Origin of the sequence: Emticicia soli, from assembly GCF_037860775.1 — a bacterium.
GTDB classification, from domain to species: domain Bacteria; phylum Bacteroidota; class Bacteroidia; order Cytophagales; family Spirosomataceae; genus Emticicia; species Emticicia soli.
The window spans coordinates 311,579-337,111 of the sequence record NZ_JBBEWC010000008.1 but is presented as its reverse complement, the minus strand read 5'-3'; the positions used below and the strand labels follow the sequence as shown (position 1 = coordinate 337,111).

Below are 25,533 nucleotides of genomic sequence, written 5' to 3'. Positions count from 1 at the left end.
TGCTGTCTAAAACAAGCGAAACCATCAGTTTCTATAAGTTTTATTATGTGTCCGACTCTGAATCTTCTGTCAGTAGATGCCTGTCGTTATCAATATCATCTAAAGTTTCTTGTAAAAACTTTCTGATGGTGAGTAGGCGGCTTCTGAGTGCGTTTTTACTTTTATTTACATCGGTCTTTTTATTAATCTTGCGTTCGGTTCCTTTTAGGGTTAAAGTACCCTTGCTTTTTTCGTCTATAATCTCACGAAGTTTATCAATATCCTTTTGTGTAAGTTTGCGGTCACGGCCGTAGCGTTCAAAGCGTAGGTTGAATTTTTTTTCATAAAACCGAATCTTCGAGGCCGTTACCTCCAGAATATCTGCTACTTCGTTGGTTGTATAAAAAAGCTTCATTAGCGTACTAAAATATCTTTTTTCTCTAAATCTGTTACCAATTTAGCTAATTCTTCTTGTTTCGTAAGCATTTTATCAAAATCATTTCCCTGCAAATATACTCTTTGTAGTTTTTCAAACTTGCGCAATTGCGTTGGCACTTCTTTCACCTGATTCTTGGTCATATCAAATTCTATCAGATTTTCCATTTTATAAACTTCTTCCGGAATAGTTTTAAAAAGATTGCTACCAATATGCAGGAGTTTCAAATCGGGTAAAGTAGGCAAATCGTCTAATTTATTATGGTGCGCATAGAGGGTTTCAAGCGTTTTTATTTGTGCAATATTAGCAGGTAAACTCCACAATTCGTTGTTTGATACCGCCAGCGTTTTTAGCTTTGGCATAGTGCAAATTTCGTTTGGCAATTGCTTCAAATCATTATAATACAAGTCTAGCTCTTCCAGGTTTTTTAGTTTGGTTACATTCAAAGGTAATTCCGAAAGACGAGCATTATATAGATTCAAGGCCTTTAAGTTATCCATGTGTTTGAAATCACGTTTTCTGAATTTTTTGTAACGATTATTTCCCAAAAACAGCACCTCAAGACTCCTATTCCTGGCAATGCTGCGAGGTATGTACTGAATACCCGTGTATTGCACATTAAGGTCTTTTATATGATTATTTTTCTTGAATTTTAGCTTATTATTATCAATTGGATTATTGCTGATACTTAAAAATTTCAGATTCTTGATTTTAGAGACCGACTTTGGTATTTTTTCAATATAGTTATCCGATAAATCAAGTTTTTCAAGATTCTTAAACTTAAATACCACCATTGGGAATTTCTCCAATTGCAAATTGTTCAGCATTAATGTTTTAACAGTATCGGGTTTATCGCAAGCCTCAGCCATTTCAAGATTATAAATAAACGTTTTGCTTGGCTTTTTGGTCATAAACTTAGAGCCTGTATACATTAAAAAGCTAATACTAAATTTGTTTTTGCTTAAATTGTTCGGGAATTTATAGTTTTTGCAAAAGTCTTCGGCAATTCTAATTAATTTCTGATCATTTTCAGGGTTCAAGCTATCATCAGGCATATAATTATAATTTCTCCCTTTGGCAACAATTGCTTCCTCGTAGCCGTAAACAAAATAATCGATAGTGCCATTAGGCTGTACCATAAACTTAACAGGAATCGATTTACTATCGCTAAATTCTTGGAATCTTATATTACGTTTATTGGCAAATCTATAAAAGTCAGATTGAAGTTTTTTTCTTTCTACTTCTAATATTACCGTGTAATTTTTCTCGTCAAGAAGCGCATTAGACAAGGGCTTATATGGATCTAGTTCTTCTTTTATGGTAGCATTACCAACTTGCGTAATTTTAGTTTTAAGAATCTCTTTCTCAAAAACTTTGGTTCTATACACTTTTTGCTGACCAAACGAGCAAAAAGAAGCGAGTACTAATAAGCAAAATAGATTTTTCATAGAAGTATTATTTTTTTACAAGTATAACTAAAAATTTAGTTATGTATTTTATTTATAGGAAAAAAATTTTAAACGGTAATTTTTGCCCGCATTTATTTTGGCTGAAAGTCGGGTACAAGCAAAATAAAATCATGTACATTTGTATATAAAATTAATAGAATGGAATATCAGGAGATACTCGTAAGCTATCAAGAGGCCATTGCCATTATCAGTCTTAACCGCCCCAAAGCCTTAAATGCGCTTAGCCCATTGATGATTCAAGAGCTAAAACATATATTAAAAGATATAGCCCAACGCACCGACATAAAAGTAGTAATACTAAAAGGTGAGGGCAGGGCCTTTTCAGCAGGTGTTGATTTAAAAGCCTTGAACGAAGGCATACAAGGCGGGCAATTCAAGGCGTCGGATATTCTGCAAGATGGCAACGATATTGCCCATACCCTACGCACCATGCCTCAGCCAAGCATTGTGCTAGTACATGGGCATTGCTATACTGGCGCAACCGAACTAATGATGTTTTTCGATTTGATTCTGGCAGCAGAAGATGCAAAAATAGGCGATACTCATGCTAAGTGGGGTATATTGCCCAAATGGGGCATGACCCAACGCCTGCCTCGGCTAGTGGGCATACTAAAAGCCAAAGAGTTATCATTTACGGCCAAATCCATTACAGGCAAAGAAGCCGAGCGCATAGGTTTGGTAAACAGAGCCGTTCCACTAGAAAAACTAGAAGAAACCGCCTTTGAGCTAGCCAACGATATTTTGCAGAACTCGGCCCAGACAATTGCAGCCATGAAGCATTTATACAACGAAGGTTTCTCAAAGACATTAGAAGAAGGCCTAAACATTGAACAAGAATTTCTAACAGAAATAACCGACAGAGCTGATTTTTTGAGGGATTTTGAGAAGAATAAGTAGGAAGGGTAATAAATAACCCCATCCCCAACCCTTCCCCAACAGTGGGGAAGGGTGCAAAAAGTCCCTCTCCCCACTGTTGGTGAGCGGTCGCCGCTGCGGAGGGATTTAGGGAGTGGGGTCTTTCTCGTCTCTTTTGAATAAGAAGTACACTTCTATAGTAAAATTAATTACTCGTTAGCTGTTAAAATTACCATGACACCAACATTAGCAGGCAAAGCGCCCTGCAATAATATAGAAATTTATTTCGAAACTTTCGGAGAAAAACAAAATCCTGCAATTGTGCTAATTATGGGGCTCGATGCCCAGAGTATCATGTTTACCAACGATTTTATTGAGCCTCTGGTACAGGCAGGCTACTACGTTATCCGATTCGATAACCGGGATATTGGGCTTTCTACCTGGTTGAACGATAGCTGGCATCGCCGAAAACCCTATACGCTAGAAGACATGGCAAAAGATACCATTGAGTTGCTCGATTATCTGTCTATTTCGCAGGCACATATCCTAGGCGTGTCTATGGGTGGTATGATTGCCCAACGCATAGCCATTTCTTACTCGCATCGGGTGCTTTCGCTGGTTTCTATTATGTCGTCTGGCTATATACTCGACCCCCAAACAGTGCCTTTTTTAAAAGGTCGCCCATTCTATCCGCTGATTCCGTTTTTTCTCAGAAACTTTACCTTTAAAAGTAAAATAATTTTTCCGCCCGTAACAGTAGAAAGCTACGTAAGTACCTACCGCAGGCTTAATGGGAAAACTTTTCCGTTTAACCATACGCATCTGCGAACCATATTTACTGAGGCCATAGAAAACCGGAAAGGCCAAAACCCAAGAGCCAGATTCCAGCAGTTTTGTGGCATTGCGGCTTCGGGTTCTCGTTTACACGAATTAGCTAAAATTAAAGCTCCAACTTTGATAGTGCATGGCACCGAAGACCCGCTCATTCCGCCTGTGCATGCTACTATTTATGCACCCAAAATACCTAATGCAAAAATGCTATGGGTAAAAGGCATGGGGCACCAACTACCCAAACCTGTTTTAGAAACCGTTATGCCTGCTATTATTGAGCATCTTAGCTCCAGTATTTCTGATACTACCGACAAAAATTAGAAGCTAAACCTCTGCTTATCAGAAAACTTTATGAGTAGTAGAAAAAGACACTATTTTAGACTAAATTTGCACCCTTAATAAAATAGCGTAGAATATGAGCGCTTCTTAGGCAATCATACATAGCTTCTCACGCCTGATTGAATGAATACTGCTTCATGGCAATTGCCCTTAATCACTCATTCGCTCAATCGCTAATTCACAATTTATTCAGACGAGATATGACTTCGCACGAAATTCGTAAGGCTTTTTTAGACTTTTTCCGTAGTAAAGGGCACTTGATAGTACCTTCGGCTCCATTGGTAGCCAAAAATGACCCAACCCTTATGTTCAACAACTCGGGTATGGCGCAGTTTAAGGATTTTTTCTTAGGCAACGGAACGCCTCCCGCCAAACGAATTGCGGATACTCAGAAATGCCTTCGTGTAAGCGGTAAACATAACGACCTTGAAGATGTAGGTTTTGATACTTACCACCACACAATGTTTGAGATGTTGGGTAACTGGTCTTTTGGCGATTATTTCAAAAAAGAAGCCTTGGCGTGGTCGTGGGAATTGTTGACAGAGGTTTATAAATTGCCTAAAGACAGAATCTACGTTTCGGTATTTGAAGGTAGCACCGAAGACGGCGTGCCTTTCGACCAGGAAGCGTATGACATCTGGAAAGAATTGATAGGCGACGAAAACCGTATTATTTTAGGAAACAAAAAAGATAATTTCTGGGAAATGGGCGACACCGGTCCGTGTGGTCCTTGTTCTGAAATTCATATAGATTTACGTAGTGAGGAAGAAGTTGCTAAAAAGAGCGGTAAAGAACTGGTAAATAACGACCACCCACAAGTAATCGAAATCTGGAACAACGTATTTATGCAGTTTGAGCGTAAAGCCGACAAATCGTTGGTTTTATTGCCTGCCAAACACGTTGATACAGGTATGGGTTTTGAGCGTTTGTGTATGGCTATTCAAGGCAAGCAATCAAACTACGATACTGATATTTTCCAGAATACCATTCAGGTAATCGAAGAAATGTCGGGCAAAAAATATGGCGTAAATGGTACATTAACATCAGATAGCTATATTGATGTGGCTATGCGTGTAATTGCCGACCATATTCGTGCAGTAGCCTTTACTATTGCCGACGGACAGCTACCTTCAAACAACAAAGCCGGATACGTTATTCGTCGTATTTTGCGTCGTGCAGTGCGTTATGGTTATTCATACCTTGGCTTTACTGAGCCTTTCCTTACGAAACTGGTTCCGGTATTGGCCGACCAATTTGCTGATGTATTCCCTGAGTTAAAAGCACAACAAGATTTTGTAGGCAAGGTAATTGAAGAAGAAGAAAAAACTTTCTTGCGTACACTTGAAACAGGTTTAAAACGCCTTGATGCTATTATATCAGCTACTAATGGTAAAGTTATAGCAGGTGAGCAGGTGTTTGAGCTTAGCGATACTTTCGGTTTCCCATCAGACTTAACAGCGCTTATTGCCAAAGAGAAAGGATATACTACCGATGAAGCTGGTTTTGAAAAAGCTTTGCAGGTACAAAAAGAGCGTTCACGTAAAGACTCAGCTAAAGAAGCAACTGATTGGATTGAACTAAACGAAGGCGAAGATTTTGAATTTGTAGGTTACGACCAACTTTCGGCTGAGGCTCAGATTGTGAAATACCGCAAGGTAAAAACCAAAGGTGGCGAAGAATACCACATTGTGTTAGACAAAACACCTTTCTATGCCGAAATGGGTGGACAGGTAGGTGATACAGGTACGATTGTAATCGCTAACCACGTAATTACTATTGCTGATACAAAAAAAGAAAACGATTTGTTTATCCATATTTCAAGAGATAAAAACCTTGAAGAAATTCTTGACGATGCCGCTGTTGTTGTGGCTCATGTAGATGCGGCTCGCCATGCTAAAATTATGGCAAACCACACGGCTACACACTTAATGCTGGCTGCTATGCGTGAGGTTCTGGGTACGCATATCGTGCAGAAAGGTTCGTATCAAGACGATAACGTTACTCGTTTTGACTTCTCACACTTTGCCAAAGTAACTGACGAAGAACTAGCTAAGATTGAAGACATTGTAAATAGCAAAATCCGTGAAAATATTGCCCTTGAAACCAAGGTAAACATGCCAATTAATGAGGCTATTGCCTTGGGTGCTACGGCTACTTTCGGCGAAAAATATGGTGATTTTGTACGTGTTGTAATTTTTGACCCTCAGTTTTCGGTTGAGCTTTGTGGTGGTACGCACGTGCCATCAACTGGCCAGATTGGTATCTTCAAATTTGTTTCTGAAGGCTCGGTAGCTGCTGGTGTGCGAAGAGTAGAGGCGCTTACAGGTGAAAAAGCGATTGAGAAAATCAAAGAAGATTTGAAAGTAAAAGATGAAATAGCAACTTTACTTAAAAATCCGGCCGATTTGTTGAAAGCCGTTGAAAACCTGATTGCTGAAAAAACTGCCTTGCAGAAAAAAGTTGAAGTGCTTGAAAACGAGAAACTACAAGATTTGAAAAAACAATTGTTACAAAAAGTGGAGACGATTAATGGTGTGAATGTACTGACTGCAAAAGTAACAGTGCCATCGGCTGATTCGTTGAAACAACTGGCTTTTGAATTGAAAAATCAGATAGAGAGTTTCTATGGTGTACTTGGTGCAGAAATCGGTGGCAAACCACAGATAGCCGTAATTATCGACGAAGCTGTAATGAAAGATAAAAACTTACACGCAGGCAATATAGTAAAAGAATTAGCCAAAGAAATGAAAGGTGGCGGAGGCGGCCAACCGCACTTTGCAACCGCAGGCGGTAGCGATGTAAGCGGCTTGGAAAAAGCCATTGAAAAAGGTAAAAGTCTGATATAATCAGATTCAGGCATAAGCAGAAGAGGCTGTCCTTTTGGGGTTCACTTCATTGAGACAGCCTCTTCTGCTTATAGCATCAAGTCTTAATCGTAATTCAAAACAGGGCTTAGCCATTTTTCTACGTCTTCTATGCTCATATCTTTGCGGGCGGCGTAGTCAATTATCTGGTCTTTGCTGATTTTACCTATCGTAAAATACTTACTTTCTGGGTTAGAGAAATACCAACCACTTACCGAACTGGCCGGGTACATAGCAAAACTTTCTGTTAATTCTATACCGATTTTCTCAGCTTGCAGTAAATCAAACAAGGTACGTTTTTCGGTATGGTCTGGGCAAGCCGGATAACCCGGAGCCGGGCGAATACCCGCATATCTTTCTGAAATTAGTTCCTCGTTGCTGAAATTCTCATCGGCATCGTATCCCCAGTATTCTTTACGTACTTTTTCGTGCATCAATTCAGTAAATGCCTCGGCCAGACGGTCAGCAATGGCTTTTAGCATGATTGAATTGTAATCGTCATGGTCTTTTTCGTATTCTTCCAGCAAGGCTTCAATACCTAGCCCGGCAGTTACGGCAAAGGCTCCGATATAATCTTCTTTATTAGAGCTGCCTGGTGCAATGTAATCAGACAAACACAAGTTTGGCAGGTTTTGCGCCTTCTGGTTTTGCTGGCGTAAATGATGCAAAACAGCTAATGATTTGGTTTCTTCTACTAACTCGCCGCTTTCTGTTACGGCTGTGTTGCTTAATATTCTATAACCCGTTCCTTTCAAGCTGCCTTGTCCGGCTAAATCATAGTTGTATTCTTCAAAATTGTGCAGTACAATATCGTCACCCTCTGAATTTGCCGGATAAAATCCTATCACCGCTCTTGCCTGTAATGACTTTTCAGCAATTACTTTCTTCAACATCTTCTGAGCATCGTCATACAATTTTTTGGCCTCTGCCCCTACAACCTCATCGTTGAAGATTTTCGGGTACTTGCCATGCAATTGCCATGTCTGGAAGAAAGGCGTCCAATCTATATATTTAGCTATTTCGGTCAAATCGTAATTATCAAATACTTTTGTACCCAAAAACTTAGGCTTAACAGGTTGGAATTTTGCCCAATCTATCGGCACTTTGTTTTCACGAGCCTTTTCTATCGTGATAAAGTTTTTATCTTTCTGGCGGCTGGCGTGTTCAACACGCAGATTAGCATATTGGTCTTTTATTTCGTCATAAATCTGCTGATGTGTCTGCTCGCTCTGCATCAAACGCCCCGCTACAGGCACACTCTTAGAAGCATCAAGCACGTGAATAACCGGCCCAGAATAATGTGGGTCAATTTTCACAGCCGTGTGGATTCGTGAAGTTGTAGCGCCACCAATCAACAATGGCATTTTAAAGCCTTGGCGTTCCATTTCTTTGGCTACACCCACCATCTCGTCGAGACTTGGAGTAATCAACCCTGAAAGACCAATAATATCAACATTATGTTTTTTGGCTTCGGCCAGAATCTTGTCGGTTGGCACCATTACGCCGAGGTCAATTATCTCGTAGTTGTTACAACCCAACACAACACCTACAATATTTTTACCAATGTCGTGCACGTCGCCTTTTACGGTTGCCATCAATATTTTTCCGGCACTTGAGCTTTCGCCTCCTTCTTTTTCTGCCTCAATATATGGTAACAAATATGCCACGGCTTTTTTCATAACCCGTGCCGATTTTACCACTTGTGGCAAGAACATTTTACCTGCGCCAAACAAATCTCCTACTACGTTCATGCCATCCATCAACGGGCCTTCAATCACATGCAGCGGTCTTTCGGCCTGTTGACGGGCTTCTTCTACATCAATATCAATATACTCGGTTAAACCTTTTACAAGGGCATGTTCCAGGCGTTTGTTTACTGGCAATTCTCTCCACGAATTATCAATTACCTGCTCTTTACCTTTCGATTTTACAGTTTCGGCGAAAGTAACAAGCCTCTCGGTTGCATCAGGGCGACGGTTGAGCAATACATCTTCGCACATTTCGAGCATATCTTTCGGAATATCGTCATACACACCCAACTGGCCTGCGTTTACAATACCCATATCCATACCGGCAGCAATGGCGTAGTACAAAAATACGGTATGCATGGCCTCACGCACAGGCTCGTTTCCTCTGAAACTGAAAGAGATATTTGATACCCCACCCGATACTTTGGCATAAGGTAGGTTTTCTTTTATCCACTTCACAGACTTAATAAAATCTACTGCGTAGTTGTTGTGCTCTTCGATACCCGTAGCAACTGTAAGGATATTCGGGTCGAAGATGATGTCTTCCGGCGGGAAATTCACTTCATTTACCAGAATGTCATACGCACGTTTACAGATTTCAATACGGCGTTCGTAGCTATCGGCCTGCCCTGTTTCATCAAATGCCATTACTACCGCCGATGCGCCATAGCGTTTTACTTTCTCGGCCGACTCTTTGAATTTCTCTTCACCTTCTTTCAAAGAAATAGAGTTTACGATTGATTTCCCCTGCACGCATTTCAAGCCTGCTTCAATCACCTCCCATTTCGATGAGTCAATCATAATCGGCAAGCGAGCAATATCTGGCTCTGCCATCAACAAATTCAGGAATGTCTTCATGGCTTCTACCCCATCAATCATCCCTTCATCAAGGTTTACGTCTATTACCTGCGCTCCACCCTCTACCTGCTCACGTGCTACCGAAATGGCTTCATCGTATTTACTTTCACGAATCAATCGGGCAAATTTCTTTGAGCCTGTTACATTACAACGCTCACCTATATTGATAAAATTACTTTCTTTTGTAATCTTCAAGGGCTCAAGACCCGATAATTTCTGAATCGGTTCAAACTCTGGCACCAGCCTTGGTTTATATTTCTGCGATACCTCTGCAATAGCTTTGATGTGTGCCGGAGTTGTACCGCAACAGCCGCCAATAATATTCATAAAGCCATGTTGTAGGAAATCCTCAACAATTACGGCCATTTCTTCCGGCGACTGGTCGTACTCACCCATTTCGTTTGGCAAACCCGCATTTGGGTGAGCCGATACCATGAAAGGCGCTTCGTTAGCCAATATCTGGACATAAGGACGCATTAAGTCGGCGCCCAGGGCACAGTTTAAGCCGATAGACAACAGGTCTATATGTGAAACCGAGGTTAAGAAAGCCTCTGTTGTTTGGCCTGATAAGGTTCTACCCGAAGCATCGGTAATTGTACCCGATACCATTACCGGAATTTTAGCATTTTGCTGCGCTAAAGGCGCATTAGCATTGTTTTGCTTTGGTATAGAATGGCTCAACAAAGGGCGGATAGTGCCTCGTTTTTTATCGGCCTGGTATAAATCTATGGCAAAAAGGGCTGCTTTGGCATTCAGGGTATCAAAGATTGTTTCAACCAACAACACATCTGCGCCCCCATCAACCAAGCCTTGTATTTGTTCGTAGTACGCATCAACCAGTTCGTCGAATGTTACGGCACGGTAACCCGGGTCGTTTACATCTGGCGATAATGATAAAGTACGGTTGGTTGGCCCGATTGAGCCTGCCACAAAACGTGGTTTATCAGGATTTCTGGCCGTAAACTCATCGGCTACTTCACGGGCAATCTTGGCCGATTCGTAGTTGAGTTCGTACACATAATCTTCCATGTGGTAGTCGGCCATGGCGATAGAAGTACCTGAGAAAGTATTGGTTTCGGCAATATCTGCTCCTGCTTCAAAATATTTGGCGTGTATCTCCTTGATAACATCAGGCCGGGTAATTGACAACATATCGTTGTTGCCCTTTACTTCATGCGGAAAATCACGGAATTTTTCTCCACGATAATCAGCATCGGTCAACTTATATTGCTGAATCAACGAGCCCATAGCTCCATCAAGAATCAGAATTCTGTCTTTTAGAATTTCACGAATGTCGGTCACTTTAATCTATCTTTTATGGTTTGCGTTACGATTATGCCAATCGTATGAGATAACAACAAAATTTATCTCACAAAAATACCATTTAAAGATTGATTTTTTGAAAAAATTTAATAAAATAGATAAAATATCTAAATAAGTTAGGTTAGTTATAGTTTTTATTTTTAATTTTGAAGTAAATATTTGCCAAAAACGACATTTTATCTATGCAAAAAATGGATACTACAGACAGAGATATTTTAAAATACCTACAAGAGAATGCACATCTGACAACCAAAGAGTTAGCCTCTCGCCTTAATTTATCGCCAACACCTGTTTATGAGCGAGTAAGACGACTGGAAAATGATGGGGTTATTAAAAAGTATGTAGCAATTATTGACCGAGAAAAAATAGGCAAAGACCTCATGGTGTTTTGTAATATTCGTCTGAAAGAGCATGCACAAGAAGCTGGAAAAAAGTTTGTGGAGGAGATAGTAAAGCTTAATGAGGTAATAGAATGCCACAATATTTCGGGCGAGTATGATTTTATGATAAAAGTAGTGGTTGATGATATGCGTGAGTATCAGAGTTTTCTGATGAATAAACTGGCATCGCTCGAAAACATTGGTAGTACCCACAGTATTTTTGTAATGAGCGAAATTAAAAACGAAACTAAGTTTGAGGTTTAGGCTTTAGCAATCCAGAAATGGTGCCACGGTTATACTCGCAAGAATACAACCGTGGCACGATTAGTTTATGCAAAAATAAACGTGCCTTGCAGTTTTGCCTTCGAATATATGCATGGCATGCATAGTTTACTCAGCCCATTCGGGGTCAGTAGTAAAAACAATAGTTAGCCATCTATCGGGTGTGTCGTTACCAATGGCAATTCCAATTTCATCACGAATCTTATCCCATTCTTCAATACGCTTGGCAGGCCAGCTAACCGGAACTATAAAATAAAGCTCAATCTGGCGGCCACGCCCAACACGAGCCACATAAGACCTGAACGAATCGAAACCATACTGCGCCACTATACGCTCGGCAACTTCGTCGACATGGTTTTTTAAATCTAGGGGAGTTATGAGCAGTATGTCAGAGAATGCCTCTTTTATATTGCTGATAGGCATAGGAATTACACATAAACAAACAATTGCCAGCACGAAAGGGTCAATGTATGGTACTATCCAGTCTAGTGTAGTGCCTTGTATAAAATATCCAAAAACAAAGGCAATCAACCAGGCCACAGTAAAGGCAGTAGCAATAAACCACGATTTTACATCAAGCGCCAATAGCTGCGATTTGATTGTACGGTTTGCCGAATACGCAATAAGTGTCATACCTAAAGCACAAATAAGAGAAACAACAGCAAATATAATGGCATAATTGAACTGAAGCCGTTGGCCACCATTTAAGAAACTATTGACCGAATTGACCAATGCATAAATAGCCGAGCCTATTAGCAGCGTGCCGTTTAAGGCTAAAACCATTGGTTCTAAATGCCAGAAACCCATAGTAAAGCGTTCGGCCAGTTTATTTTTCTCAGTACCGCTTGCACGTGAAGCAGTAATTAAATTGGTAACCAACAGTGCCAGAAAGGTCATTCCGGCATCGGTTAGGTCATAGATACTATCGAAAATAATGGCTGACGACTTCGATAAGAGACCGAAAACGATACCAAAGACACTCAGAATAATTGTAATTGTAACAGATACACGAAGAATACCCTGCTCACTTTTGAGATTGACGTATTGCGTAAGCATAATTTTTACTTTTATTAAATCTGCAATCAGGTAGAATAATTTTGTATTTGCAGTGAAAGACACCTTCTGGTAAGGCCAATCGAAATTTAAAGAAAGAAATCTAATTTCTACCTAAGAATGCGCAAAAATACGAAAACTATTGCTAAAAGACAACCAGACGCACGATTAGCTTAACCAGAGAGATAATAATCAAGCCTGCCATGCTCCTTTGCTTGTGAGTATAGGCATGGCACACAGGAAACGCCATCGTGCCACGGTTATACTCGAAAGAATACGACCGTGGCACGATTAATTTGAGCAGAAAACTGAAAATTAAGCGTGCCATGCCCGTTTGCTAGCGAGTATAGGCATGGCACACAAGCTGATTATTTGCGATAATCTAAAGCGGGTTTACGGTCTCCTACCAATGAGATATACTTAAAATTTCTACCTCTTGCTCTTTCAAATTCTTCTTTGGCTTTTTTTACAGTTTCGGGGCTTTCGAATAATTGGGTAGCTGTGAGTGCAAGCGTTTTAGCGGCAACTATCATGCCTTTTCGGCCGATACTCATTCCGCCTGCAGCTACTGCCTGCCAGCTATGTGCCGGAGTACCCGGTACCCACGTAGCTACACTAAGGCCAACAGTTGGCACAGCCCAGCTTACATCGCCTACATCGGTTGAGCCGCCAGCACCTGTTTTTTCAACGTCTAATGGTTTTATTCCGTTGGCATCTTCATACCTTAAATAGTCTAGACCTAGGTTTTTCGATAATTTTAGGGCATATTGTTTTTCTGCCTCGGTATATGTTAAACCACCTACTTTTACCAAGTTATCTTGCATTACCTGTGTAAGTGTTTCGTTCGATAGCAGTTCGTAAGTGCCGCCTGTTAGCTCCCATTCTACACGGGTATCAGTGCCTAAAGCAGCACCTTTGGCTGCTTTTTCAATCCGTGACCACACATCAATCACAATATCACGGCGAGGATTACGGGCATAATAATAAACTTCTGCAAAATCGGGCACTACATTCGGTGCTTTACCGCCATTAGTGATTACATAATGAATACGGGAGTCGGAAGGGATATGCTCACGCAACATATTTACCATATTATTCATGGCTTCTACCCCATCAAGTGCCGAGCGACCTTTTTCAGGCGATGCTGCGGCATGTGCCGAAACACCATAGAAACGGAATTTGCCTGATTTATTGGCTAAAGATGTCCCAAAACTAGCCGTATTAAACGAGTTAGGGTGCCAATGCAAAACAGCATCAACATCGTTGAATAATCCGGCCCGAACCATGTAAACTTTGCCTGAGCCGCCCTCTTCGGCCGGACAACCATAAAAGCGGATAGTACCTTTTATGTTGTTGGCCTTCATGTATTCTTTTACAGCAATGGCGGCGGCGGCTGACGCCGTACCAAATAAATGATGCCCACAGGCATGGCCTGCTGTACCACCAATAGATTTCTGTTCGGCCGTTGAATCCTGCGACATTCCGGGTAATGCATCATACTCACCCAGAATACCGATTACAGGTTTGCCTTCACCAAACGAGGCCACAAAAGCAGTCGGGATTTCGGCAACACCTTTCTGAATCTTAAAACCTTCTTTCTCTAGTGTTTCTTGCAGCAGTGCCGAACTCTTGGTTTCCTGATAACCAACCTCGGCGTAGTTCCATATTTTTTTGGCTATGTTTCCATAGTACATTTCTTTTTTTGAGATGCTTTCAAGCATTTTGGTTTTGTTGTCTTGTGCTGATACAGATAGACAAACAAGCAAGCATACTGCAATGAAGGATAGATGTTTCATGTTTATTGATTGAGTATTTAGTATGTGCTTAAATATAGACCTAAAAAAATGAAGATTCAAACAATTACAAAACATTGCCTGAATCTTCATTGAAAGCTGCAATTGCAGAATATATTAGTTGCCTAGTGATTCTTTTAAGTCTTCAATTCCACAAATTTCTTTTTTTACTAAATCGGGGCGTGATGATGAAATCAAATGCCCTGACTCTGGAATAAAGATAAACCGTGCATTTTTATTACCCTGCAACATTTTTTTGGCATAAGAGAAGTTTGTTGTGTCTACAATCCAGTCTTGTCCGCCACACATTACTGTTACATCTGTTTGTATCTTAGGCCACTCTTTTTGCAATTTCCTTAGCTCGGCTACGTGTGCATATTTTTCGTCGGTGGCAGTATTCATGCGTTCGGGTAAAAACCAGCGTACCATAAAAAACTTGCCATACTTAGAAAACCACCAGAATTTTTCGGTATCGGGGTCAATAGCAGGTGATAAAAGAATAACTTTCTTAGCTAAATCAGGATACATGGCAACAATTTGAGCAGCCACAGGTGCGCCATAAGAACGCCCAACTATAATAGCCGGCTTGCCCGAATGATTACTTTTAAGCGCCAAAACTATGGCATGCGCTTGCTCTTTAAGGCTATACACCTTTTTCTTTGGCTTTTTCTGTGACTTACCGTAGCCGGGCCTGTCGACAGAAATTAAATGATAATGATTATATAAAGAGCTATCGTCAAGCATATTCAGGTAGCCATCCCATGAGCCGGGCGCACCATGAATAAAAAGCACAGGTTGCGCAGTATCGGCTCCAAAGGTTACGTAATGTAACTTAAGAGAGTCATTTTCAACCATGTGATACAAGGGTTTGGCGAGTCGGTCTTTATAATGTTCTTTGAGTTCTGATTCAGTCATTATCCAACGGCTAAAACAAGAACCTAAAAGGATGCTCAGGGTTACAAAAGCTATAAATCTTTTTGTTTTACCACTCAACTGTTTGATTCGGTTCACTACTAAAATTTTTAATTTTATTTTCAAAGGCTTACTCTAGTAACGTAATAGAGAGCTGAAACGTTTGAAAAAAATGTTTAAAAATTATTAAATTCTATAATTTCAAACCGAATTTCTTACCAGCCATTGCTTTTACAATACCCTGAAACTCAAGATTTAACAATAAAGAGGCCAGTCGGTTAATAGGTATCTGTGTTTGCCAGCTCAGGTTATCAATCTGGGTTTCACCATGTGTGCGCAGGTAGGCTATCACCTGCCCTTCTTCTTGGGTAAACTGTGTCAGGTCAATATCTGTTTCTTTGGGTTTGGTTTTGCCCTCTATTCCTTTTCCATCAGTTCCCCAGTTCATGGCTTCAACAATATCATTTACCTCGGTAAATATATTTGCCTTATTCTCCTTTATTAATTTATGACACCCCGCCGAATATTTATTGGCAAGGCTGCCGGGCACAGCAAATACTTCGTGGTGGTAATTATTGGCAAAATCGGCCGTTACCAAAGCACCGCCTTTATCGGCCGACTCCACAACAATATTTACATCGCTTAAGCCTGCAATAATTCTGTTACGGGCAATGAATAGATTACGAATCGGCTTCATTCCAAATGGGCTTTCAGATACTATTCCGCCAAGTTCAAGCATTTGCTCGGCATATTTCTGGTGCGCTGCCGGATAAATAATATCTATGCCGCTGGCCATTACACCAATGGTTGGCACTTCATTGTCAAGTGCGGCTTTGTGTGCAGCTATATCAATGCCATAAGCTAAACCACTAATAACACTAATGCCGTAAGGTTTTAGTTGCTCAATTATCTCTTCGGTTATCTTTTTGCCGTATTCGGTAGCTTGGCGTGTACCCACAATGCCTATGGTGCGCAGCGCACTCAGGTCTCCTTTTCCTTTAAAATACAAAATAGCCGGAGCATCATAAAGGCTTTTGAGTCTTGATGGGTAATCTTTATCGATTGAAAAATAGAGTTTTACCTGTTGCTTGTCAGATTCTTGCAGAATATTTTCGGCCCTTGTCAGCAGATTTTTATCTTTAAGCCCTTCTATAATTTGTTTGCCTACACCGGGTGTTTTTAGCAGTTTGTCTGTTTTGGCTTTGAATACATTTTCGGCCGAACCCATGTTACTGATTAATTGTCGGAACATGATACTCCCCACGCCCTCAACCAAAGTCAAAGCAAGTTGATATTGTTTTTCCATTAAAATAGAAGTCCAGCAGGTTTAATAGAGGTTAAAATAGTTTATTTTTTGAGAATATACTCACCCCAAATCGGATAATGGTCTGAATAGGGTTTATCTGAGTAAGTTTTAAAACTTTTGATGTCGAAATAGCGGTCGTCATAAAACTGGTTATCGATTCTTAAAAAGCCCGGAGATTTATGATAGGTAAAACCAAAACCGCTGCCCTTTTCTTCAAATCCGTTTTTAAGGTATTTGCGTGCCCGGCCATAGGTATAACCATAAGGTACTTCGTTGAAATCGCCAACCAGAATAACCGGATACGGACTGGTTTTTATCCAGCTTTCTAGCTCTATCATCTGGATAATGCGGTCGTTGAAACCCTCTTTTAATTGATGATAAATAGTTTTGGCTTCTTTTTTGGCTTTTTCTTTGTCGTCGCCGGCATCTAACACTTTATGAACACGCACACCCATTGAGCGCAACTGAACATTGATAACCCTGATAGTATCTTTATTGATTGCAATATCGGCCGATAAAAGCCCATTATGATTAATTGCCCAGTGTTTTTCTTCTTTTCTGACAATCGGATATTTAGAAAATATGGCCAGCCCTATTGAGCCTTGACCTTCGTCGTTGCCGGGTGTAGCATGTACATAGGTATAATGCGGATGTGTTTTCTTGAATTTCTGAATCATCCTGAACTTCGGAATATAATCGACATTGAAGAGCTCTTGCACACATTTAATATCGGCATCAATACCAAGTGCTGTGTTGATCAGATTTGTTGAGTTAACACTATCTCTTTTTAGGCTATGGCCTTCAATATCGCACCACATAAGGTTGTAACTCAGCACTGATATACCTTTTCGGGAATCGTCATTGTTGGTACTATGCCACGTAAAGGTTCGGAGTATAAGCGGAAAGCCTACAATTAGTATTCCGATAGAAACCAACACACGTGGAGATTTTCTTAAGGCCCATACTAATATAAAAAATATGTTTCCGGCAAAGGCAAGCGGTAATGAGAGCATCAGGAAGCCTCCGAGCCAATGCTTAACACTTACCGAATAGCTGAGCTGATACACCAATAATGTGTATAGCGCCAGTATCATATTCAGTAAGAATAAGAATCGCTTTAAGAAAAGTCTGATGAATTCTATCATTCCATTTTTTGGGCTTTTTAAAATCAGGTTAAGCCCAGATGCTATTTGTTTGTTAGGTTTTGTTTTTTGTGTGACCAGTAAATACTCAAACAGGTTCCTAAAAATAGTTGCTTCTTATGAAAACGAAAAACGATAAGTTGAATTAAATATTGAATTAGGTAAAATATTATTTAGTAACCCTTTTTTATATAACTATTTCAAAAATAAATATGATTTTTCAGGAAAAACATTATCTAATACTTTGTTGGTATATTATTATTCTAATGCTTTGCGGTTTTATTAACTGTTTTATTTTCTCTGAATAGTCTTATTTCTTCCGTTTAACATACGCTGAGTTTCTGCGAAAAATCCAAATTACACAATCTACTTTCTGAATGATATAAATTGTACTCTTTTGAGTAATAATAATGGCTCATTAGCTATATACGTTGCTTCTAGCAAATAATACTATCATGTGTTACTATTTATAATCATACCAAAAACAAAAACCCTTACGCAATCGGTAAAGGTTTTGTGCTTGCTTTTTCATAATGCAAATTGTACTTACAAACTGTTTGAGTTAATCTTGTTGAGCTAAAAAAGGCTTTTTTGTTCAATATTGCGCTTTAAAAGTCCCGGGCGGCAGACAGCTCATTTAGCTCAGTTCAACTTCGGCAGCTAAATTCCGGTTTTTAAATCTTGTCTTGAGTCAAATAAACTCCTTTTTTATCATTAAAATTTAACTCAAACAGTTTCTTAAATAACCCCAATGCATTAATGATTTTGTAACCAAAAAAAATCCATACTACCTCATATTAATAAAATACAGCGCACTTTCGTGATGCGATGACATGAAGCAATCAACGGTTTTGCTGTTTTGATTACTCTTCATAAAAATCAATATGATTTTTATCAGCTTTTCGTAGAGGCTTCTTTCGTATCTTTGCAAAAAATTTAGTAATGATGACCGACATTCAGAATAGAGCTGATATTGAGAACATAGTAAATAGTTTTTACGAAAAAGTACATAAAGATTTTGACCTCGCCCCTGTTTTTGTGATGCCACAAGAACATTGGGATACACATATTACAAGGGTTGTGAATTTCTGGGAAAACTGGCTTTTTCAGACAGGTAGTTATAATGGCGGCATGATGTGGGTGCACATGCAAGCCCACCAGCAACACGGCCTTACTACCGAACGTTTTGAGCGTTGGCTTGCCTTATGGTTTATCACACTCGATTCGCTTTTTAGTGGGCCAAGGGCTGAATTTCTGAAAAGCAAAGCGCTGGAAATTGGGCAGATTATGAATTCTAAAATGAATATAGGGGCTTAGGACTTTAAGAAATTTTCAATTTCAGTATTATAAATTTCCGGCTCCTCTACCGAAGAGGTATGCCCGCCGCCTTCAAAAACTACCAATTTTGAGTTTGGAACAAGCGAGTGTATTTTTCTGGCTTTTTCGGGTTTGGTGGCTACATCCTGGTCACCAACCATTATGAGCGTGGGGCACTTAATATTGTGTAGTTCGTCGGCAATGCCTTTTCTATAAATAACACCATCAACGGCTTTGGTAATGCCTTTGCGGTTGTTTTGTTTCAATTGGTTTATCCAATATTTCTTTTCTTCTGCACGTGTTGGGTCGTTCAGAAATTTGCGCCCAAACATTATCTGCATTACTTTCGATATCACAGGCCAGAAACCAACGTACTTTACTATGCTATTCAACATTTTGTATTTAGGCACATTTTCGGCGGGCTCTGTATCGGCAGTTGTTTCGAGTAATATCAGTTTTTTAATCAATTCCGGTCGTCTGGCGGCCAGGCGCATACCAACAAAGCCGCCCATAGATAGCCCTGCAAAAATCACGGGTTTACCTACAAACTTTTCTATTAGTACTGCTGCATCTTCGTAGAGCGTATCCATATCGTAGCCGTCGGCTGAGGCTTCTGTTTTCCCTTGTCCACGGTGGTCGTAGGTTATCACTCTGTAGCGGTCTTTGAAATAGGCTACTTGTTTATGAAACATGTGGCCGCTCCACAGAAGTCCGTGAGAGAAGATGATAGTTTCTTCACCACTTCCGGTTTCTTCGTAATGGTAGTTTACTCCGTTAATTAGTAGATTAGGCATTAGGTGATATATCTTAAAATTAAAATAACAACTAAAATTGTAACCTTATAACATCATTTCCTGTTTGAGTACAATTAAAAATCTTAAAGTAAACTAAGGAAAGAGAAATGATCTATCAGATTTTTAATTGTGCGAGTTTAAATGATGCCTGCTTTTTTGGTTACTTTTTTTCAGGCAAAAAAAGTAACAACCAAGGACTATAAGAATATCAGATAAATAATATTATCCAACTCACTATTAATAATCACTCTGACAAATACAAAATACTACAACTCAATCATCAACTTTATCATATCTTCAAGATATTTGCGGGCTTTTCGGTCGGCGCCGTCGGCGTAGCGGTTGATGATGAAGGCAAAAGACATTAGTTCGCCGCTGGCATTGGTATAATAGCCCGAAAAAGCCCTTGTGTTGGCAATAGAGCCGCTCTTGGCTCTTACATTGCCGGCAGCTTTTGAGCCTTTGGCAAGATTCTGTACAGTACCTGATACACCTACAACCGGAATTGACGCATAAAACTCATTAAAAGCCGCATCTTGCCGCATAGCAAACAAAATATCTACTAAGTTATTGGCAGTTAAAACGCCCGAGGGCGACAAACCGCTGCCGTCTCGAATCATAAAACCCTGTAAGTCAACTCCCTTCTGCGCCCATATAAATTTTTCAGCCTTTACGCTTGCATCAAAGCCTGCATCTTTTGCTATTGTATACCCTACTGTTTTCAGAAAAGCATCGGCATAAAGGTTAATACTCTGAAAATTACAATGCTGGGCTAAAGTAGAAATAACGGGCGACTCATAAGTAAAAATCAGATTCCTTGGTTTTGCGTTATTCAGCATCTGGGCTCTGAATGCCAGAGTATTGATGGCTTCTTTATTTACTTCACCCTTTAATTCCTGAAATTTCTTTTGTACATGAAACGCCAGGAAATAGGCAGGGTCGGGCAATGAGCCTTTTACCTTAAAGTCGGGCGGCCCAATAGGCACTGTACCTTCTGCAACAATGGTATTGCTTAAAGGCGTATTATACACAATCACATTATCGCCTGAGCCTCGCTCTCCGGTTGTTACTTTATTAATATAATTCACATTAGGCACGGTTGGTGAAAGTTTCAGCACAGGTGCTTCTTCGCCAAATGTTTTGCTGGGTTTAAAATGAATTTCGTAGAGGTTTTCGTTGATATTGAGCCCGCTCACCCCTGCCCCATAATAATTGCCAACATCGCCCCAAACCCACGAATCAGCCAATGTATTATCCGGAAAAATACTTCCATCGCCAACAACAGCGCCATCTATTTTTTTTATGCCATACTCTTTAATTTTCTGTGCAAATAAATTTACCAGTTGCTGAAAATCTAAACCAACTCTTGACGAGCCCAGCGAAGGGTCGCCCGTTCCTCTTATATAAACATTGCCTTGCAGCACGCTGTCGGCAATGGTGCCATCGTATTCAATAAAAGTCTGGTAACGATAAGCAGAACCCAAAACCGATAAAGCCGAGGCCGTTGAAACGAGTTTGAGTGTAGAGGCCGAATTGACCGACTTACGGGCATTGTATTGAATTTTATATTCGCCTGTTTGGGTTGACCTGATAGAAGCAGCTACGGTTCCGGTGCTTATCTGGCTGTCATTCTGAATGCTGTCTAGTAGTTTCTGAAACTTTTCGAGGGGGGAACTAAGTTGTAATAAAACAAATAAAAATAGTTTCATAGAAACAAGAGAGGTTTGAGCGAAGGTCTTAGGTAAAAGCGAATTTAGAAAAAATGCCTAGTAAAAAAAAGATTTCTTTCCTTATTTTGTATTCTGAATATGAAGCAGAAACTATTTTGTTTGATATTTTTTAATATTTGATATCGTTTTCGTATGAAAATAACCTTTTGGGGAGCGGCAAGACAGGTGTCTGGTAGTATGACTCTGCTGGAATTTGATGATGAGTATAAAGTTTTGATTGATTGTGGAACAGATTTAGAAAGAGAAAATAACCCCGAAAAACCTAAATTCGAATATGGCATTTTTCCATTCGATCCCTCGTTAATCAATTTAGTCATTCTAACTCATGCACATATCGACCATTCAGGTCAGATTCCGAATTTATATAGAGAAGGCTTTGAGGGACAAGTATTGTGCACCAAAGCCACAATGGATTTAAGCGAACTGCTATTACTTGATGCAGCCTCGCTGAATCAAAGAAAGTTTAAGCTTATTCATGATAGTAAGAAGCGGTCGAAGAAACGAAAAGATGTTGATTCGAGAGAATTATATCTGGAAAGACAGGTAAAAGAAGCATTAGACAATTTTGTGCCGATTGCTTTCGACCAACGTTTCAAGTTTAAAGATGATGGCTTCGTAACATTTATTCCGGCAGGCCATTTGCTTGGTGCTGCGCACGTTTACATTGAGTTCTGGGAAAATGGGGAGAAAAAAACACTTGGGTTTTCGGGCGATATTGGTCGCAAAAATTATCCATTGCTGATTGACCCGCAGCCACTTCCTCAGGTTGATTACTTGATTACAGAGTCAACCTATGGCGACCGCCACCACATTGACCAGGAAGAAGCCGAAAGCATTCTGGCAGGTATTATCCAGAAAGCCTGTATTGATGTACCGGGTCGTTTGATTATCCCCTCGTTCAGCGTTGGCCGTACTCAAGCCATGCTTTACACCCTTAATAAATTATATACCGAGCGTAATTTTACCCCTATCAAAGTTTTTACCGATAGCCCATTGGCAAAAGCCAGCTCGAGGGTGTATGAGAAGAGTGTAAAACTGCTTAATAAACAAGCCCGGACATTCCACGAGGAAAATGACTCTTTGTTTGATTTTGAGAATCTGATATATTTGGAGTCGAATCAGGCCAGTAAGGCGGTTTCGAACCATTCGGAGCCATGTATTATTATATCGGCATCGGGCATGATACAGGGCGGTAGAGTTGAGCACCATATTGAGGCTAATATCAGTAACCCCTATGCTACGATTCTGATGGTAGGCTATGCTAGTGAAGGCACACTGGGCTGGAAACTGCTGCATGGCGAGCGTAAAGAATTAAGCATACGAGGCGAAAAACACCCGGTAAATGCCACTATTTTAAGAATTGATGTATTTAGTGGGCACGGAGATTTCAAAGATTTGACTAATTTTGTGACCTCGCAGAAAATAGATAAAGTAAAAAAAGTTTTTCTGGTACATGGCGAACACCAAACCATGCAAAACTTTCAGGTTACACTCGGACAATTGGGGTATCAACAAATTGAAATACCCGATAAAGGACAAACTTACGAAATTTAACAAAACCCCATAGCGGTTATTCGTTTATGAGAACTCTTCTTGATTTTGAAAAACCCATTGCAGACCTTGAAGCAAAGCTTGAAGATATGAAGCGCCTTGCAGATGAAAACAATGTAGATGTAAGAGAGGCTGCAAGAAGCCTGACTGAAAACATTCTGAATCTGAAAAAGGAAACGTTTTCTAATCTGACACGCTGGCAGAGAGTACAATTGTCTCGCCACCCTGATCGCCCATATACGCTTGATTATATTGAAAAAATTTGTCAGGAGTTTCATGAATTACACGGCGACCGCACGGTGAAAGACGATCCGGCTATTGTAGGAGGCTTTGCTGATATTGATGGCAAAACGGTTATGCTAATAGGGCAACAAAAAGGCCGCAAAACCAAGGAAAGACAATACAGAAACTTTGGTATGCCGAATCCGGAAGGATACAGAAAAGCATTAAGGTTGATGAAACTCGCCGAGAAATTCAACAAGCCTATTGTTACGCTTATTGATACACCGGGTGCATTTCCGGGCCTTGAAGCCGAAGAACGTGGACAAGCCGAAGCTATTGCACGCAACCTGCGTGAAATGTGCGTGCTGAAAGTACCGGTTATCTGTATCATTATTGGCGAAGGTGCCTCTGGTGGTGCTTTAGGTATTGCCATTGGTGACAAAGTATTGATGCTCGAAAACTCATGGTACTCGGTAATTTCGCCAGAAAACTGCTCTACTATCTTGTGGCGTAGCTGGGATTACAAAGAGCAAGCAGCCGAAGCCTTAAAGCCAACAGCAACCGATATGCTGAACAATAAATTGATTGACGGCATTATTGAAGAGCCACTAGGCGGAGCACACCTTGACTGGGACGATATGGCCGAAAGACTTAAAAACCGCATTATTGAAGAAATAAACGGCTTAGAAAAGCTTTCTCCACAAGAAAGAATCGATTCAAGAATCGAGAAATTCTGCTCAATGGGATTCTTCGAAGAAGTATAAATCTACTTGAAATACATACTTAAAGCGAGTAATGGCCTTAGCTGTTACTCGCTTTTTTTTGTTTAGCCGAAAAAGTTTTTATACCGCATAATAAGATTTAGTAAGAGAAACTTGAAAGCAAATAAGATAATCTTTAACTTGGTAGAAAGAAATTACTTTTTTGCTTGGCTTTAAAATGCTTAAATCTAAATCCGATGAAAACCCTTTCAAACTTCGCTTTTTTGGTCTACTTGTTCACCTCGTCTGTTTTAAATGCGCAGTCCGACATCAGAATAAAGCTGGCTTATAAAGAAGGTCACAAGCCATTTCCACGCATATATGCCTCAACAGAAATCGTAAAAGACACCTCTCCTTTCAAGATAAAAAATAACATAAAAGACTATGTTATAAGAGAAATTCCATTCTGCCCCGAGCATTACAAATACCACGATTTCAAGAACAAATTAATATCGGCAGAAGACTTCAACCGAGCAACCAATGCTTATAAAATTGATACCGCAAAAGTTTACCAAGGCACTTTAAAAAGCAAAGCGTATTGCCTGGTAGGGCAAACAGAAGACGGCAAACGAAGCGTTATATTTGACCAAAATGGTGATTTTGACTTTAACAATGATTACGAATATCTCTTTGAGTATCCAAACACCAAACTTCCACCCATCAAGCCAGATTTGTATAAAAACACTGATGTGTTTGCTCTTACTGACACCCTAAAGTCTGTAAGAATAAGTGCTGAATGTATGTATGATGATAAAAAATATACTCGGGAGGTACTCATAAGACCTATACCCTATAACTCAGGAACAAATGAGCTAATAGACAAAGCAAATAGATTTCCGCTACAATATACATTTACAGAGCATCTTGAAGGTACTTTTGAGGCGAACGCTCATACCTACCACATAGCACTTTATAACAAAGGCTATCCAATGCTAAGTTTCAGAAATGCCCATAATAGGCTAATCATGCTCAGAAGAGATGATGAAGCTTTTCCTTCTCTGGTAAAAGGTCTTCTGAGCGAGGGGCTTTACTGGTCGAAAGATACCCTCTACATTGAAGACAATAAATATACCATTTCGGCTATTTCGGACTATGCAGAAGAAATGACGCTGAAATATCAAGGCAAAAGTCCAAAGCAATCAGGCTCGAAAAAAGGCCAATATATTCCAGATTTTGAAGCTAAAGACCTGGCGGCAAACACAATTAACATACAACATTACAGAAATAAATACGTATTACTTAATTTCTGGGGGACATGGTCAAAATCGAGTATTGCTATTTTGCCCAAAATGAAAACGTTATATAGCCGAATAGACCCTGCAAAAATTGAATTTATTGGTGTCGGATTTGAGAAATGGGGGAAAACCGAACAATTTAAGGAATTTATTAAAGACAATGATATTGACTGGCCGCAGATTCTTCAAATTCTGGAAGAGACCGACACTAATCTGGCAAAGAAGTTTAACATTGCATTTTATCCGACTTTTTTTCTTGTTGACCAAGAGGGGAAAATCATTTTTAAAGGCAATAGTGAAGATGAATTTGATGCTTTTGCTAAATACATATCAAAAAAATTCACCTATTAAAA

General features: G+C 40.0%; 18 protein-coding genes. 8 read left to right on the top strand and 10 right to left on the bottom strand.

Translation table 11 applies throughout. From position 1 onward, the window contains the following. Positions 1-43: 43 nt before the first annotated feature. On the bottom strand, positions 44-394 hold the full coding sequence (locus tag WAE64_RS15155) for a MerR family transcriptional regulator (protein ID WP_340237837.1): 351 nt from the start codon (positions 392-394) through the stop codon (positions 44-46). After that, entirely contained in the window at positions 394-1,863 is a 1,470-nt protein-coding gene (locus WAE64_RS15150) for a leucine-rich repeat domain-containing protein (RefSeq protein WP_340237836.1), read from the bottom strand. Before WAE64_RS15150 ends, WAE64_RS15155 begins: the two co-directional genes overlap by 1 nt. 159 nt (positions 1,864-2,022) lie before the next feature. On the opposite strand from WAE64_RS15150, the gene WAE64_RS15145 reads away from it, so the two are divergent. From WAE64_RS15145 to alaS, 3 genes are all read left to right on the top strand, one after another. Further along, on the top strand, positions 2,023-2,781 hold the full coding sequence (locus WAE64_RS15145; protein ID WP_340237835.1) for an enoyl-CoA hydratase/isomerase family protein: 759 nt from the start codon (positions 2,023-2,025) through the stop codon (positions 2,779-2,781). A 192-nt stretch (positions 2,782-2,973) separates the two neighbouring features. Continuing rightward, positions 2,974-3,891 (top strand): alpha/beta fold hydrolase, encoded by a 918-nt coding sequence (locus WAE64_RS15140; protein ID WP_340237833.1) that lies wholly within the window; start codon positions 2,974-2,976, stop codon positions 3,889-3,891. Positions 3,892-4,109: 218 nt separating this feature from the next. After that, on the top strand, positions 4,110-6,755 hold the full coding sequence (gene alaS / locus WAE64_RS15135) for an alanine--tRNA ligase (protein WP_340237829.1): 2,646 nt from the start codon (positions 4,110-4,112) through the stop codon (positions 6,753-6,755). 83 nt (positions 6,756-6,838) lie between these two features. Here the strand turns inward: alaS and metH are convergent, their stop codons facing one another. Next, complete coding sequence (gene metH, locus WAE64_RS15130; RefSeq protein ID WP_379977506.1) at positions 6,839-10,627, bottom strand: methionine synthase; 3,789 nt, start codon at positions 10,625-10,627, stop codon at positions 6,839-6,841. 266 nt (positions 10,628-10,893) lie between these two features. Between metH and WAE64_RS15125 the strand changes: the two genes are divergently transcribed. Next, the gene (locus WAE64_RS15125) at positions 10,894-11,346 is read left to right on the top strand and encodes an Lrp/AsnC family transcriptional regulator (protein WP_379977482.1); all 453 of its coding nucleotides are present in this window, start codon (positions 10,894-10,896) and stop codon (positions 11,344-11,346) included. A 126-nt stretch (positions 11,347-11,472) separates the two neighbouring features. On the opposite strand, the gene WAE64_RS15120 is transcribed toward WAE64_RS15125, so the two are convergent. From WAE64_RS15120 to WAE64_RS15100, 5 genes are all read right to left on the bottom strand, one after another. Further along, positions 11,473-12,420: a cation diffusion facilitator family transporter gene (locus WAE64_RS15120; protein ID WP_340237824.1), complete on the bottom strand. Its 948-nt coding sequence runs from the start codon at positions 12,418-12,420 to the stop codon at positions 11,473-11,475. A 365-nt stretch (positions 12,421-12,785) separates the two neighbouring features. Continuing rightward, complete coding sequence (locus WAE64_RS15115) at positions 12,786-14,213, bottom strand: amidohydrolase (protein ID WP_340237823.1); 1,428 nt, start codon at positions 14,211-14,213, stop codon at positions 12,786-12,788. 114 nt (positions 14,214-14,327) lie between these two features. After that, complete coding sequence (locus WAE64_RS15110) at positions 14,328-15,221, bottom strand: alpha/beta fold hydrolase (RefSeq protein WP_340237821.1); 894 nt, start codon at positions 15,219-15,221, stop codon at positions 14,328-14,330. A gap of 94 nt (positions 15,222-15,315) precedes the next feature. Continuing rightward, positions 15,316-16,428: a DNA-processing protein DprA gene (gene dprA, locus WAE64_RS15105; RefSeq protein WP_340237820.1), complete on the bottom strand. Its 1,113-nt coding sequence runs from the start codon at positions 16,426-16,428 to the stop codon at positions 15,316-15,318. A gap of 41 nt (positions 16,429-16,469) precedes the next feature. Next, the gene (locus WAE64_RS15100; protein ID WP_340237819.1) at positions 16,470-17,573 is read right to left on the bottom strand and encodes an endonuclease/exonuclease/phosphatase family protein; all 1,104 of its coding nucleotides are present in this window, start codon (positions 17,571-17,573) and stop codon (positions 16,470-16,472) included. 939 nt (positions 17,574-18,512) lie between these two features. Here WAE64_RS15100 and WAE64_RS15095 point away from each other — a divergent pair. Continuing rightward, on the top strand, positions 18,513-18,887 hold the full coding sequence (locus WAE64_RS15095) for a group III truncated hemoglobin (protein ID WP_340237816.1): 375 nt from the start codon (positions 18,513-18,515) through the stop codon (positions 18,885-18,887). Here the strand turns inward: WAE64_RS15095 and WAE64_RS15090 are convergent. Together WAE64_RS15090 and dacB are read right to left on the bottom strand one after the other, a co-directional pair. Continuing rightward, positions 18,884-19,681, bottom strand: coding sequence for an alpha/beta fold hydrolase (locus WAE64_RS15090; RefSeq protein ID WP_340237814.1), 798 nt, complete (start codon positions 19,679-19,681; stop codon positions 18,884-18,886). The genes WAE64_RS15095 and WAE64_RS15090 overlap by 4 nt on opposite strands. Positions 19,682-19,947: 266 nt before the next feature. Beyond that, on the bottom strand, positions 19,948-21,390 hold the full coding sequence (dacB, locus tag WAE64_RS15085; protein WP_340237811.1) for a D-alanyl-D-alanine carboxypeptidase/D-alanyl-D-alanine endopeptidase: 1,443 nt from the start codon (positions 21,388-21,390) through the stop codon (positions 19,948-19,950). A gap of 153 nt (positions 21,391-21,543) precedes the next feature. On the opposite strand from dacB, the gene WAE64_RS15080 reads away from it, so the two are divergent. The 3 genes from WAE64_RS15080 to WAE64_RS15070 all read left to right on the top strand — a co-directional run bounded on the left by WAE64_RS15080 (position 21,544) and on the right by WAE64_RS15070 (position 25,531). After that, entirely contained in the window at positions 21,544-22,965 is a 1,422-nt protein-coding gene (locus tag WAE64_RS15080; RefSeq protein WP_340237808.1) for an MBL fold metallo-hydrolase, read from the top strand. 26 nt (positions 22,966-22,991) lie between these two features. Then, a complete protein-coding gene (locus tag WAE64_RS15075) occupies positions 22,992-23,948 on the top strand; it encodes an acetyl-CoA carboxylase carboxyltransferase subunit alpha (RefSeq protein ID WP_340237806.1) in 957 nt (318 codons plus the stop codon). Between the two features lie 194 nt (positions 23,949-24,142). Next, on the top strand, positions 24,143-25,531 hold the full coding sequence (locus WAE64_RS15070; RefSeq protein WP_340237805.1) for a TlpA family protein disulfide reductase: 1,389 nt from the start codon (positions 24,143-24,145) through the stop codon (positions 25,529-25,531). Positions 25,532-25,533: the final 2 nt, after the last annotated feature.